General features: G+C 72.8%; 11 protein-coding genes. 7 read left to right on the top strand and 4 right to left on the bottom strand.

Translation table 11 applies throughout. From position 1 onward, the window contains the following. Nucleotides 1–125: 125 nt before the first annotated feature. Both AC07FV_RS16265 and AC07FV_RS16270 read right to left on the bottom strand, forming a co-directional pair. Nucleotides 126–1076, bottom strand: coding sequence for an alpha/beta hydrolase (locus AC07FV_RS16265; protein WP_479087787.1), 951 nt, complete (start codon nt 1074–1076; stop codon nt 126–128). Between the two features lie 343 nt (nt 1077–1419). Further along, nucleotides 1420–2406, bottom strand: coding sequence for an aldo/keto reductase (locus AC07FV_RS16270; protein ID WP_479087788.1), 987 nt, complete (start codon nt 2404–2406; stop codon nt 1420–1422). Nucleotides 2407–2752: 346 nt separating this feature from the next. Here AC07FV_RS16270 and aceE point away from each other — a divergent pair, with 346 nt between their 5' ends. From aceE to AC07FV_RS16300, 6 genes are all read left to right on the top strand, one after another. Then, nucleotides 2753–5440, top strand: a complete 2688-nt coding sequence (gene aceE / locus AC07FV_RS16275; RefSeq protein ID WP_479087789.1) for a pyruvate dehydrogenase (acetyl-transferring), homodimeric type — start codon at nt 2753–2755, stop codon at nt 5438–5440. A 110-nt stretch (nt 5441–5550) separates the two neighbouring features. After that, nucleotides 5551–6591, top strand: a complete 1041-nt coding sequence (locus AC07FV_RS16280) for a pirin family protein (RefSeq protein WP_479087790.1) — start codon at nt 5551–5553, stop codon at nt 6589–6591. Beyond that, nucleotides 6588–6839 (top strand): hypothetical protein, encoded by a 252-nt coding sequence (locus tag AC07FV_RS16285; protein WP_479087792.1) that lies wholly within the window; start codon nt 6588–6590, stop codon nt 6837–6839. Before AC07FV_RS16280 ends, AC07FV_RS16285 begins: the two co-directional genes overlap by 4 nt. A gap of 378 nt (nt 6840–7217) precedes the next feature. Then, nucleotides 7218–8114 (top strand): RNA polymerase sigma-70 factor, encoded by an 897-nt coding sequence (locus AC07FV_RS16290; protein ID WP_479087794.1) that lies wholly within the window; start codon nt 7218–7220, stop codon nt 8112–8114. A 156-nt stretch (nt 8115–8270) separates the two neighbouring features. After that, nucleotides 8271–8768, top strand: coding sequence for an Ohr family peroxiredoxin (locus AC07FV_RS16295; RefSeq protein ID WP_479087796.1), 498 nt, complete (start codon nt 8271–8273; stop codon nt 8766–8768). A gap of 222 nt (nt 8769–8990) precedes the next feature. Continuing rightward, nucleotides 8991–9587 carry a YceI family protein gene (locus AC07FV_RS16300; RefSeq protein WP_479087797.1) on the top strand — a complete coding sequence of 199 codons (597 nt, stop codon included), beginning with the start codon at nt 8991–8993 and terminating at the stop codon, nt 9585–9587. Between the two features lie 40 nt (nt 9588–9627). Here AC07FV_RS16300 and AC07FV_RS16305 read toward each other — a convergent pair whose 3' ends face one another. Next, nucleotides 9628–10506, bottom strand: a complete 879-nt coding sequence (locus AC07FV_RS16305; protein WP_479087799.1) for a sigma-70 family RNA polymerase sigma factor family protein — start codon at nt 10504–10506, stop codon at nt 9628–9630. 116 nt (nt 10507–10622) lie between these two features. Further along, the gene (locus AC07FV_RS16310) at nt 10623–11999 is read right to left on the bottom strand and encodes an NAD(P)/FAD-dependent oxidoreductase (protein ID WP_479087800.1); all 1377 of its coding nucleotides are present in this window, start codon (nt 11997–11999) and stop codon (nt 10623–10625) included. Between the two features lie 321 nt (nt 12000–12320). Between AC07FV_RS16310 and AC07FV_RS16315 the strand changes: the two genes are divergently transcribed. Beyond that, nucleotides 12321–13043, top strand: coding sequence for a dienelactone hydrolase family protein (locus AC07FV_RS16315; RefSeq protein ID WP_479087802.1), 723 nt, complete (start codon nt 12321–12323; stop codon nt 13041–13043). Nucleotides 13044–13106 lie beyond the last annotated feature (63 nt).

Raw genomic sequence — 13106 nt, forward strand, 5'->3', positions numbered from 1 at the left:
TCCGTGCACGCGGGGCTACCCCGTTCGCCCCTCCGCCCCTTCCCTCCCCCGAGGCCGACGGTTACCGGGGCGCGGGGGACGCGCCCCGGTACTTCTACGCCGTGCCTTGCCGGGTGCCCGGCGCGTCAGTCGGTTCCCAATGCCTGGCGCAGCACGTGGACGGCCTGCTCCACAGCCGCACCCGAGGCACGGCTCCCGCGCACCGGGTTCAGCATCATGAAGTCGTGCAGGGTCGCGTTGTAGCGGACGCTCGTGGTCGGCACGCCGGCCTGGACGAGTTTGCGGGCATACGCCTCGCCCTCGTCGCGCAGCACGTCGCACTCATCGACGATCACCAGCGCCGGAGGCAGCCCCCGCAGGTCCTCCAGGGTCGCGCGCAGGGGGGAGGCCGTGATGTGCGCGCGCTCGGCGGGATCGGTGGTGTAGGCGTCCCAGAACCACCCCATGGCCTTCGCCGTCAGGTGCGGGCCGTCGGCGAAGGTCCGGTAGCTCTCGGTGTCCTGGGCCGCGTCCGTGACCGGGTAGTACAACGACTGGTGCAGGAACTTCACGTCACCGCGCTGCTTGGCCATGTGCGCGAGAGCCGCGGCCATGTTGCCGCCGACCGAGTCACCGGCGACGACCATGCGGCTGCCGTCCAGGCCCTCCCCGGCACCCTCGCGCACGACCCACCGGGCGGTGGCGTAGGCCTGTTCGATGGCGACGGGGTACTTCGCCTCCGGGGAGCGGTCGTACTCCACGAACACCAGGGCCGCGTCCGCGCCCACGGCCAGCTCACGCACCAGACGGTCGTGGGTGCCGGCGTTGCCCAGGATCCAGCCGCCTCCGTGGACGTAGAGGATCACGGGCAGGACGCCCGTGCTGCCGGCCGGCCGGACCACGCGCACCCTCACGTCGCCGACCTCGGCGGGAACGGTCGTCCACTTCTCGTCGACGTCGAGCTTCTCGACGGGTTGCGCCTGCACGTCGTCGAGCAGTTTGCGGGCGCCGTCGACTCCCAGTTCGTGCAGCCGGGGCGGTTGCGCCGTGGCGTCGGCGAAGGACTGGGCGGCGGGCTCGAGAACGATGTCGTTCACGGTGTTTCTCCTCCGGATGGTGCGGGCATTTCGGTGGCTTGCGCCCCATGTGACCGAAGACGGAGTCGATGTGTGACATTTACACGTACGCGGGTGGGTGCCGCCTGCCGGGTCGTCTGCCGAGTGCCGGGAGAGGAGTCGGTGGGCCGCTTCGGCAACGCCACGCGCGGCGGCACCGTCCGGGCGCTGCCGACTCGCACCGGCAGCCGAGTGCCTTCCCCTCGACGGGACCACCCGCATGCGGTTCCGGGCGCCCACTCGTCCGATGCCAGTGGCTGCGCACCGGGACGGCCTGCGCAGCGGGGGCCCGGCCTGCCTGCGAGTGGGGTGGCCCGCACCCGGGTCAGCGGTCGGTCGAAGCCAGTTGCCGCGGGGTGTAGCGGGCTCCCCGTACGGCCTCGGGCCGGACCACCGCGTCCAGCGAGGCGAGGTCCTCCGCGGTGAGTACCAGGTCGGCGGCGGCGGCGTTCTCGGTCAGGTAGGTGCGGCGTCTGGTACCCGGGATGGGGATCGCCCCCTGGGCCGACACCCAGGCCAGCGCCACCTGGGACGGGGTGGCCCCGTGCCGCTCGGCGACGACCCGGACATGGTCGACCAGCGCGAGGTTGGCGGCGATGTTCTCCGGGGCGAAGCGCGGCAGCTCCCGGCGGGAGTCGTCCTCGTCCAGGTCGTCCACGCTGCGGATGGCCCCGGAGAGGAAACCGCGGCCGATGGGCGAGTAGGCGACCAGCCCGACGCCCAGCTCGTCCAGGGTCCGCTTGACGCCGGATGCCAGCGGGTCCCGGCTGAAGAGCGACAGTTCCGACTGCACGGCGGTGAGCGGATGCACCGCGTGGGCACGGCGGACGGTGTCCGCGGAGACCTCCGAGAGCCCGATGTGGCGCACCTTCCCGGCCGCCACCAGTTCGGCCATACCGCCGATCGTCTCCTCCACCGGAGTCGCCGGGTCCAGGCGGTGCATGTAGTAGAGGTCGATGCGGTCCGTGTCCAGGCGCCGCAGGGAGCGTTCTACGGCTCGTCGGATGTGCGCGGGACGGCCGTCCAGTGGACCGGGCTGCCCGTCGTCGGAGAAGTCCAGACCGAACTTGGTCGCCAGGAGTACCTCGTCACGGCGATGGGCCAGGGCGCGGCCGAGCAGCCGCTCGTTCTCGAACGGGCCGTAGGACTCGGCCGTGTCGAACAGGGTGATGCCCAGGTCCGCCGCGTGGTTGAGGGTGGCGGTGGCCTCCTTCTCGTCGGCGCCGGCTCCGTACGCCCCGCTCAGGCCCATGGCGCCGAAGCCCTGGGCCGACACCACGGGGCCGTGATGGCCCAGGCGAACTCGTCTCATGTGCTGTCCCTCGCGTCGTCGAGGGCTTCCGCGCGGACGGAAGCACCTGCGCGGGTCGTCCGACCCGGCATACGCGACCCTACACACCGTGTGACTGGTGCGAGCAACGGTTCGTGTCATGGAGCGTGTGAGAGCAGGGAGCATGCTGTGGCCTGGTCCGCCCGATGGTGCGACGGCGGCGGCGGACGGTCCGCCTGTCACAACATCCGGAGCCGTCCGGTCATGGGGTAGTCGACACGGTGGTGCGTCGTCCGTCCGCGTGGGCGTGCGGCGCGCCCACCGGGCTGCCGCGCGGCACCGTCCGCGTCCGCCGTTCCCACCACCACGCAGTGCCAGGAAGGCCGCCATGAATGACCCGTCCCGGCTCACCGGGGCCTCCGCGCCCAGTGAGCTCGACCAGCTGCCCGACCGTGACCGTGAGGAGACCGTCGAATGGCAGGCCTCCCTGGACGCCGTCGTGCGCAACGCCGGACCCGAGCGAGCGGTCTACCTGGTACGGCGGGTGCACGAGTTCGCCGCACGATCCGGGATGTCCCTGCCGGGCCTGCTGTCCTCCGACTACATCAACACCGTCCCGGTCGCCGCCCAGCCGGCGTACGCCGGTGACCTGGAGACGGAGACCCGGATCACCGCGCTCAACCGGTGGAACGCTGCCGCGATGGTCAGCAACGGGGCGCCGCTAGGGCTCGGTGGGCACATTGCCACGTACGCGTCCGCGGCCTGGCTCTACGAGATCGGCTTCCACCACTTCTTCCGCGGCAAGGACGGTGACGGATCGGGCGACCAGCTGTTCCTCCAGGGGCACGCCTCCCCGGGCATCTACGCCCGGGCGTTCCTCGAAGGCCGTCTGGACGAGGAGCAGTTGAACGCCTTCCGCCGCGAGGCCGGTGGCAGGGGCCTGCCCTCCTACCCGCACCCCCGGCGGCTGCCGTGGCTCTGGGAGTTCCCGACGGTGTCCATGGGGCTGGGCCCGCTCGGCGCCGTCTACCAGGCGCGGTTCAACCGGTATCTGCACGCCCGCGGCATCAAGGACACCTCCGCCTCACGCGTGTGGGCGTTCCTCGGCGACGGGGAGACGGACGAGCCGGAGTCGATCGCCGCGCTGACCCTGGCCTCCCGCGAGGGCCTGGACAACCTCACCTTCGTCGTCAACTGCAACCTCCAGCGCCTGGACGGTCCGGTGCGGTCCAACTCGAAGATCGTGCAGGAGCTGGAGGCGCGGTTCCGCGGATCGGGCTGGAACGTGGTCAAGACCCTGTGGGGTGAGGCCTGGGACCCGCTGCTGGCGCAGGACGCGACCGGCGACCTGGTGAAGCGTCTGGGCGAGGTGCCGGACGCGCAGCTCCAGACGCTGGCCGCACGGGACGCCGCCTACATCCGGGAGAGGTTCTTCACCGGCGACGTGCTCTCCGCCGTGTCCGCCTCCCTGAGCGACGCCCAGGTGGTCGAGCTGTTCGAGAACTCCCGCGGCGGCCACGAACCCCTCAAGGTGTACGCCGCCTACCGGGCCGCCGTCGAGCACCGGGGCGCGCCGACCGTGGTCCTCGCCCAGACGGTCAAGGGCCACACGCTGGGCTCGGCGTTCGAGTCCCGCAACGCCAACCACCAGATGAAGAAGCTCACGACGGCGCAGTTCCGTGCGCTGCGCGACACGCTGGAACTTCCCATCCCCGACAGCGCCCTCGCGGGCGACCGGATCCCGTACTGGCACCCGGGGCCGGACTCGCCCGAGGTGCGCTACCTGCACGAGCGGCGGGCCGCGCTGGGCGGTCCGGTGCCGTCGCGGCGCGTGGTCGCCAGGCCGCTGCCCGAGCCGCCCGCCAAGCCCTTCGAGGCGCTGGAGAAGGGCTTCGGCAACCAGGAGGCGGCCACCACGATGGCGCTGGTCCGGCTGGTGAAGGACCTGATGCGGGACGAACGGACGGGTGCGCGCTGGGTGCCGATCATCCCCGACGAGGCCCGCACGTTCGGCATGGAGTCGATGTTCCCGACCGCCGGGATCTACTCCCCGCTGGGGCAGACCTACGACCCGGTCGACGCCGGCCAGCTGCTCTACTACAAGGAGAGCAGGACCGGCCAGGTGATCATCGAGGGCATCACCGAGGCCGGTTCCGTGGCCGAGTTCACGGCCGCCGCGACCTCGTACGCCACCCACGGCGAGCCCATGATCCCGTTCTACATCTTCTACGCCATGTTCGGGTTCCAGCGGACCGGCGACCAGTTCTGGGCGCTGGCCGACCAGATGGGCCGCGGCTTCGTCGTCGGCGGCACCGCCGGGCGCACCACGATGACGGGTGAGGGCCTCCAGCACGGGGACGGCCACTCGCACCTGCTGGCCTCCACCAACCCGGCGGCGATCAGCTACGACCCGGCGTTCGCCTACGAGATAGCGGTGATCGTCCGGGACGGATTGCGCCGCATGTACGGCGAGCGGTCCGAGGACGTCTTCTACTACCTGACCGTGTACAACGAGCCCAGGATCCAGCCGCCCATGCCCGCCGTACCGGGTATCGAGGAGGGCATCGTCCGGGGCGTCTACCGGTTCCGGTCCGCCGAACCCACCACGACCGGCCCGCGCCTGCAACTGCTCTCCTCGGGTACGGCCGTCCACTGGGCGCTCCGTGCCCAGGAACTCCTGGCCGCCGACTGGGACGTGCACGCCGACGTGTGGTCGGTGACGTCGTGGACGGAGCTGCGCCGCGACGCGATGCGGGCGGACGCGGCACGGATGCGGGGAGAGGACAGGACGCCGTACGTCACCGCCGCGCTGGCCGGCGCGCCGGGGCCGGTGCTGGCCGTCAGCGACTGGATGCGGCAGGTGCCGGACCAGATCAGCCAGTGGGTGGAGCAGGACTACTACTCCCTGGGCACCGACGGTTTCGGACTCTCGGACACCCGTGAGGCCGTGCGTCGCCACTTCGAGGTGGACGCCGAGTCGATCGTGGTCACGGCGCTGGTCCGGCTGGCCCGCTCCGGGCAGGTCGCCCCGTCCTCGGTCGCCCTGGCCCGCGCGCGTTACGGCCTCGACCGGTGACCGGCCCGTCGGTACCCCTCCCCCGGCACACGCGGGCCCCGCACACGCAGACCCGGCACACGCAGACCCCGCACAGTCAGACCTCGCACAGGAAATAGGGACACAGCACCATGAGCAACTTCGAGACCCGGCCGGTGGAGGTGACGGGCTCGGGCGGGGGCCGCACCCGGGGAGTGGAGGTCCTGGCGGCGCGGAGCGTGCCTCTGGGCGGTCCGCGGGCCATGACCGTACGGCGGACGCTGCCGCAGCGGTCGCGGACGCTGATCGGCGCGTGGTGCTTCGCCGACCACTACGGTCCCGACGACGTGGCGCTGACCGGCGGCATGCGGGTCGCGCCGCACCCGCACACCGGGCTTCAGACGGTGAGCTGGCTGTTCAGCGGCGAGATAGAGCACCGCGACAGCCTGGGCACCCACGCCCTCGTCCGTCCCGGGGAACTCAACCTCATGACCGGCGGCTTCGGTATCAGCCACTCGGAGTTCTCCACGGCGGACACCACCGTGCTGCACGGGGTGCAGTTGTGGGTCGCGCTGCCCGATGCGCACCGCGCCGCCGCCCGCGACTTCCAGCACCACGTCCCCGTCCCCGTACCTCTGCCGGGCGGGCTGGCCCGTGTCTTCCTGGGCGCGCTGGCCGGTGCCGCGTCCCCCGTAACCACGTTCACGCCCCTGCTGGGCGCGGAGATCACCCTGGAGGCGGGTGCCTCCGTGGCCCTCGACGTCGACGTGGCCTTCGAGCACGGCGTCCTCGTCGACAGCGGCGAAGTCGCCCTGGAAGGCGCCGTCCTGCGGCCCGCGGAGCTGGGTTACGTGCCTCCCGGCACCACCCGGCTGCACCTGTCGTGCTCCGCGGACCGGCCGGCCAGGACGGTGCTGCTGGGCGGTCCCCCGTTCGGGGAGGACATCGTCATGTGGTGGAACTTCGTGGGCCGTACCCACGAGGACGTCGTCCGGGCCCGGCAGGCGTGGCAGGACGGCTCCGACCGGTTCGGGCACGTGGACGGACACGGCGGGGAACGCCTGCCCGCGCCCGAGCTGCCCAACGCCACGCTCACGCCTCGGCGCGACCCTCCCCGACCGGAGGCGACCGGCGGACCCGGGGCTGTCACAACTCCCGGGGTTGTCCGGTCTATGCCCATGACGGCCGGGTGACGCCGCCCGGAGTCCTCGCCGCCAGGAAGGAAGTGACGCCCGTGCTGTCCGGTGCCCCTACCACCCGAAGCCAGGACGTGCCGGAGGACACCACCGACCTCGGGGTGTCCCTGGCCGCCCAGGCGGCCCTGCTGGAGACGCGTGCGCTGATGCTGCGGGAAGCGCTCGACGCCGTCGACGCGAGTATCCGGGAGACCTCCGAGAGACTGGGCCGACTGCGCCGACGGAGCGGCGACGGCGCGCAGTAGGTCCGGTGCCCGGCCTCCCACGGGCCGACACCCACACGTCGGCCTGGGAACGTACGCGGCCCCGGGTGTCGGCTCACGGGGGAACGAGGGGACACCCGGGGCACTCACCCGCTCGGCTCTTGAGGCGGGTGCGCACGTGCTCCGGGCCCTCCTCGGGTACCGTCCACCGGTGTCCGGAGCACTGCCATGAACCTAGCACACTGTGACACTGTTTGCGCCAGTGACAAAGAGGACTCGCCCCCGAGCAGCGCCGACCGCGCAGGTGAGCGGCGTTCCACCAGGGCGCGAGGAGCCCTCGAAATCACACGGTGTTCCCGATGACACGGTTGTCAGGGCCCGCTTGTAGCATGTCCGGTGCCACGCGAGAAGGGACGATCCATGCACGCTGGCGCTCACCCCGACCCCCTCGACCGGGCGACGCACGACTTCCTGGCGGTACGCCCCCGGCTCTTCGGCATCGCCTACCGCATCCTCGGCAGCGCGGCCGAGGCCGAAGACGTCGTCCAGGACACCTGGGTGCGGTGGCAGAACACCGACCGCGCCGCCGTCCACGAGCCAGGCGCCTTCCTGACCACCGTCACCACCCGCCTCTCCATCAACCTCGCCCAGTCCGCCCGGGTGCGCCGGGAGACCTACGTGGGTCCCTGGCTGCCCGAACCGGTCGACACCGCGCAGGACCCCCAACTGGGGGCGGAGCGCGCCGAGGCCGTCGAGATGGCGGTGCTGCTCCTGCTGGAGAAGCTGAACCCCGTGGAACGCACCGCCTACGTGCTGCGCGAGGCGTTCGACTACCCCTACGACCGCATCGCCGCGATCCTGGAGACCAGCGGTGCCAACGCCCGCCAGCTGGTGAGCCGCGCGCGCAGGCACCTGGCCGACGAACGCAGGGAGCGCGTCGACCCCGCGACCCATCGGCGCCTGCTGGAGGTGTTCCTCTCCGCCGCGCAGACCGGCGATCTGACGGTGCTCGAAGACGTCCTCGCCGCGGACGTCGTCAGCTACGCGGACGGCGGCGGGATCAGGGGCGCGTCCAGGATCCCGGTGGTCGGGCGCCTGCACGTCTCCCGTTACCTCGCGGCCTTCGCGCCCCGGTTCTGGCCGCAGGCGGACACCCGTTGGGCCGAGGCGAACGGTCGGCCCGCGGTGCTGGTCCGTGCGGGCGGTACGGCCGTGGCCCTGCTGTCCGTCGACGTCTCCGCCGACGGCATCGACCGGATCATGTGGGTGATGAACCCGGCCAAGCTGGCGCCCTACGTGGCGTCCCTGAACGGCTGACCCACCGCGGCCGCTGCCCGTGGCGTCGGGCGCATGTCACAGGAACGACGGCTGATCGGTCACCCGGGAGTCCGGACCCGGACCAGCGCCATCCCCGGTGCACGTGTCCCCGGCCCCGCGCCGGGACACGCACCACGACGCCATCGGAGCCTTGCCGTGACCGAACGGATCCCGCTGCCCTCCCTGTCGACCGAGAAGGACTTCGACGGGGACACGTTCTCGCCCCTCTACACGACCACCGTGACCGTGCACGGCGGTGTGGCCGCGCACGGGCGGGCGTCCGGCCGGGCCCGCTCGGCCGACGGAGTCCTGGACCTCGAACTGCGCATGCCCGCGGAACTCGGCGGTGACGGCCGCGGGTCCAACCCGGAGCAGCTGTTCGCGGCCGGGTTCGCCGCCTGCTTCCATGGCGCGCTGGCCCTGGTGGCGCGGCAGGAGGGCCTCGACCCCGCGGAGATCTCCGTCGCGGCGACGGTCGCCTTCGGACGCGACCCCGGGGACGGGGGCTACCTGCTGAGCGTCGACCTCGTGATCCGGTGGCCCGGCGTCCTCAGGGAGGTGGCGGCCGCCCTGCTGGAGAAGGCCGACTCGCTGTGCCCGTACGCGCGCATGGCCGACAAGGGGACGCCGACGACCATCACCCTCGTGTCCTGACGGCCCGCCCGTCCGCCCCGCCGGCGAGCGGGTCCCGCCCCTGTCACAGAAGACGACCGCACCCGGTCATTCCGGACGTGGCCGCCGACGCACACGGCTGGTCCACGGGCCCCGCCGCCGGGACGGACCTGCCCGGTGACGGGAGCCCAGGGGTGGCCGGCGCCGCCGTGCGGGCGTGCGCCGGTCACCGAACTCCCGCGACCTCACAGAAGGCCCACCATCATGTCCCTCCCCCGTCACCGGGCCGCGCTGCACAGCACGGACTCGTACGCGGCGGCCACCGGTGTCTACACCATCGACCCGTTGCGCAGCACGATCGGCTTCTCCGTCCGGCACGCCGTGCTCCGCGACGTCCGCGGTACGTTCGACCGTTTCGAAGGCCTGCTCAAGCTCGACGGCTCGGCGCCGGTGAGGTCCGAGGCGTACCTGAGCGTGCAGACCGACAGCCTGAACACGGCGGTGCGCGAACGCGACGCGCGGTTGCGCGGGCCCGGCTTCCTCGACTCCGCCACGTACCCGCTGATGGTCTTCGGTTCCACCCGGACCGTGTCGCTGGGCGGGGGTGCGTTCCGCCTGGCGGGCACCCTGCGGGTCAAGGACCTGGTACTGCCGCTGGACGTCGACGTCGTCTTCGGCGGCGTCGGCGAGGACGCGCAGGGGCGGCACCGGGCGCACTTCTCGGGCTCCGCGGTCCTGCGCCGGTGGGACCGGGGGCTCACCCGGAGCACGGTGCGGGACCCGAGCGGTGTCCTCGGTGAGGGGCTGACGCTGACCGTGGACGTCTCGGCGGTGCGCGTCGACCACGACGCGGCGGCCTGACCCCGACGGCCGGAGCGCCCGCGTGTCAGGCGCCCGCGTCTCAGGCGTCGGAGGGACGCGGGCGGTTCCACTCGCGCAGTTTGTCGGGGTTGAGGACCACCCAGACCTGCACCACGTGCGATCCGGCGACGTCGAGGGTGATGACGGCCGCGACCTGGTCGTCGTAGCGGGCCACAAGCCCCGTGCGCCCGTTGACGGAGTGGGTGTCCAGGGTGGTGCGGGGGTGGCGGGAGAGCAGCGTCAACAGGCTCCGGGCGACCCGTTCGGCGCCGTCGACCGGACGGCTCAGGGCGCGGAGCTTGCCGCCCCCGTCGAAGTAGGCGGTGGCGTCGGGGGCCAGCAGGGACGCCAGCCGGCCGCTGTCCGCGTCGGCGCACGCCTGCCGTACGGCGCTCACGACCTCGGCGTGCCGGCGCGGCGAGGTGGGGTGTGCGCCCTGGGCGCGAAGGCTCCGGCGGGCCCGGTCCGCCAGCTCGGCGCACTGCGGTTCCGACTGCCCGACGACGCCCGCGACCGTGCCCGGCGAGACCCCGAAGACGTCGTTGAGCACGAAGGCCGCCCGCTCCGCCGGTGCGAGGGACTCCAGTGCCCGCAACAGCACCGCACTGGCCTCGCCCTCTACCCCCGTCTCCGTCTCCCGGCCCTCGGTTTCCGGCCGCGGTCGCCGTGGTTCCCCGTCCCGGCCGGGCGGGGTCAGCCGGGCCAGGCAGATGCCGCCCACCACCTGTGTCAGCCAGGCCCTCGGCGAGGCGGCCCGCTCCCGCCGGCCGTCCGTGAGCCCGTACCACCGGCGGTACGCCTCGTCGACGACGGCCTCGGCCGTGACCCGGCTGCCCAGCATCCAGTGGGCGACCTCCAGCAGGTGCCGTCGCTCGTCGAGCAGTTCCGCGATCGGCACCGCCTCACCGGCGTGCTCCATGGCGCATCCTCCCCTCGAACGGGCCTCGGGCGCCGCTGCCGCGGCTCCTGTCGGTATGGAAGGTGGACCGAGCAGGGCCGCGGGTTGTGACACAGCCCCCACCACGGCCCGCCGGGTCAGGGCCGAGGCCTGTCACGGTCGCCCGGTCCGGCGCCGGCGCTCGTGACCCCTTCGCCGGGCCGTGGGGCCCCGTGGGAGACGAATGCCTCCCGTGGGCGCTGGACCGAGGCGAGGGAGACGATGTCCCGGCCGAAGAGGGCGGCGGTGATCCACACGGCGAGGACACGGGCCTTGCGTTCCCAGCTCGGTACGGCGAGGACGTGGTAGCCGCGGTGCATCAGCCAGGCCGGGAACCCCTTGACCACCAGGCGCCGGTACTGGAAGACGCCCCGGCCCAGCCCCAGGGTCGCCACCACCCCCAGGCTGCGGTGCGCGTAGTCCTTGGCCGGCCGGCCGCGCAGCGACGCCAGGATGTTCTTCGCCAGGCGCTTGCCCTGGCGGACCGCGTGCTGCGCGTTGGGCACCGTACGGGCCCCCGGGCGCCCCACCGCGAGGTCCGGCACCGACGCGTCGTCCCCCGCGGCCCACACGTCCGGCACCGCCTCGGTGTCCGTGCCGACCCGGAGGTCCGCGCGGACGGTGAGCAGGCCCCGCTCGTCCACCGGCAGGTCGGTGTGGTTGTGCACGATCGGGTTGGCGGCGTTGCCCGCCGTCCACACGATCAGACCCGAGTCGTAGGCGACGCCGTCGGACAGCTCCACGTGTCCGCCCTCGGCGGAGACGAGCTGGGTGTTCAGGTGGACCCACGCACCCCGTTTCTCCAGCGACCGCACCACCCACTCGCCGGGCCCGTCGGTGACCTCGGGCAGGATCCGTCCCCGCGCCTCGACCAGGTGGAAGGAGAGTTCCTCCGCCCCGATCTCCGGGTAGCGCCGCAGCAGCGCCTTCGCCAGGGCCAGCAGCTCCCCGAAGCCCTCCACGCCGGAGAAGCCGCCACCGACGACGGTGACGGTCAGCAGCTTCCGGCGCTCCGGACCGCGCGGCAGGGTCGCCGCGCGGTCGAACGAGGTGAGCAGGCGGTCGCGGATCGCCACCGCCTCCTCGACGTGCTTGAGGCCGAACGCCTCCTCGCTCAGCCCCGGTATGGGGAAGGTGCGGGTGACCGCGCCCGCCGTCACCACCAGGACGTCGTAGTGGAGGTCGAAGTCCGGCCCGCTGTCCGGGCGGACCGTCACCGTGCGCGCTCCGTTGCGGATCTCGGTGACCGAGCCCGCGATCAGGCGGGTCCGGTGCAGGTGCCGGCGCAGCGACACCGCCGCGTGCCGGGCCTCCACGGAACCGGCGACCACCTCGGGCAGGAACGGCTGGTACGTCATGTAGGGGCGGGGGTCGACCACGGTGACCCGTGCCTCGCCCCGGCGCAGCTTCTTCTCCAGGCCCCACGCGGTGTAGAAGCCGGCGTAACCGCCGCCCACGATCAAGATCTCTCGCACGGTGTCCTCTGTTCCTGTCGGCGTCCTGGAGAAGAACCGGTCGCCCGCGAGGCGGGACCGGTCGTCCGTGAAGAGGACCGGTCGGACCCGCACCTTGTGACAGGCACGAGCCGAACCGGTGGGAGGCGGGCCGCGAAGCCTGCGCGGAAACCCGTTGGCGGGCCGCGGTGGGCCGTTGCTACTCTCCCCGAGGCCGTGCGAACGAAGGAGGAGGTGGTGTCCGTGACCGCAGGATCGACATGGGTGCTCCCCTTCGGGGTCACGGTCGGGCGGTAGGTCGCCCGGGAGCGCCGTTCACGCGCACTCCCGAAAGGCACGACCATGCAGTTCACTTCCGAGCAGCGCCTCGACGACGGCGTCCTGGAGCGCGAGTTCACCCTCGGGGAGATCCCCGGCACCCTGTGGACGTCCGGGTCCGCGCCCGCCCCGCTGGTCCTCATGGCCCACAACAACGGTCTGCCCAAGGCCGACCCCCGGCTGGTGGCCCGGGCCAGGTACACCGCGGCGCGCGGCTACGCGGTGGCCACCATCGACGCCGCCGGGTGCGGTGACCGTCCTCGGTCCGCCGCGGACGAGCGGGCCCGTGCCGACCTCCGGCGGGCGATGCGGGCCGGCGAGCCGGTCGACGAGATCCTCGAGTCCGTCGTCGGACCGCTGGTCGAGAACGCGGTCCCGGAATGGCGGGCCGCCCTGGACGCCCTCCTGGAACTGCCCGACACCGGCGGACCGGTCGGGTACTCCGGGGGGTGGACGGCCCTCGGCATCCGGCTGGCGGTGGTCGAGCCGCGCATCGCGGCCGCGGGCTTCTTCGCCGGGGGGTACGTGCCCCGCGCCCAGCGCGAGGAGGCCCGGCGGGTCACCGTTCCGCTGCTGTTCCTGGTGCAGTGGGACGACGAGGGGAACCCCCGGCAACGCGCCCTGGAGCTGTTCGACGCCTTCGGCAGCGAGGAGAAGACGCTGCACGCGAACACGGGAGGGCACACCGGCACCCCGTTCTTCGAGCTGGAGGACGGATGCCGGTTCCTGGACCGGCACCTGAAGTGAGGCCGCTCGTCCCGCGGGCGGCGGACGACGGGCGGTGCGGTCACGGGGAGGCCGTCGTCGAGG

It is taken from the genome of Streptomyces sp. NPDC045956 (assembly GCF_056430705.1).

What these genes read in the sequence shown, in the direction of transcription:
- AC07FV_RS16305 (WP_479087799.1), bottom strand. Translation starts at nt 10,506, where the DNA reads ATGGAGCACGCCGGTGAGGCGGTGCCGATCGCGGAACTGCTCGACGAG.
- AC07FV_RS16290 (WP_479087794.1), top strand. Translation starts at nt 7,218, where the DNA reads ATGCACGCTGGCGCTCACCCCGACCCCCTCGACCGGGCGACGCACGAC.
- aceE (WP_479087789.1), top strand. Translation starts at nt 2,753, where the DNA reads ATGAATGACCCGTCCCGGCTCACCGGGGCCTCCGCGCCCAGTGAGCTC.
- AC07FV_RS16270 (WP_479087788.1), bottom strand. Translation starts at nt 2,406, where the DNA reads ATGAGACGAGTTCGCCTGGGCCATCACGGCCCCGTGGTGTCGGCCCAG.
- AC07FV_RS16315 (WP_479087802.1), top strand. Translation starts at nt 12,321, where the DNA reads ATGCAGTTCACTTCCGAGCAGCGCCTCGACGACGGCGTCCTGGAGCGC.
- AC07FV_RS16280 (WP_479087790.1), top strand. Translation starts at nt 5,551, where the DNA reads ATGAGCAACTTCGAGACCCGGCCGGTGGAGGTGACGGGCTCGGGCGGG.
- AC07FV_RS16300 (WP_479087797.1), top strand. Translation starts at nt 8,991, where the DNA reads ATGTCCCTCCCCCGTCACCGGGCCGCGCTGCACAGCACGGACTCGTAC.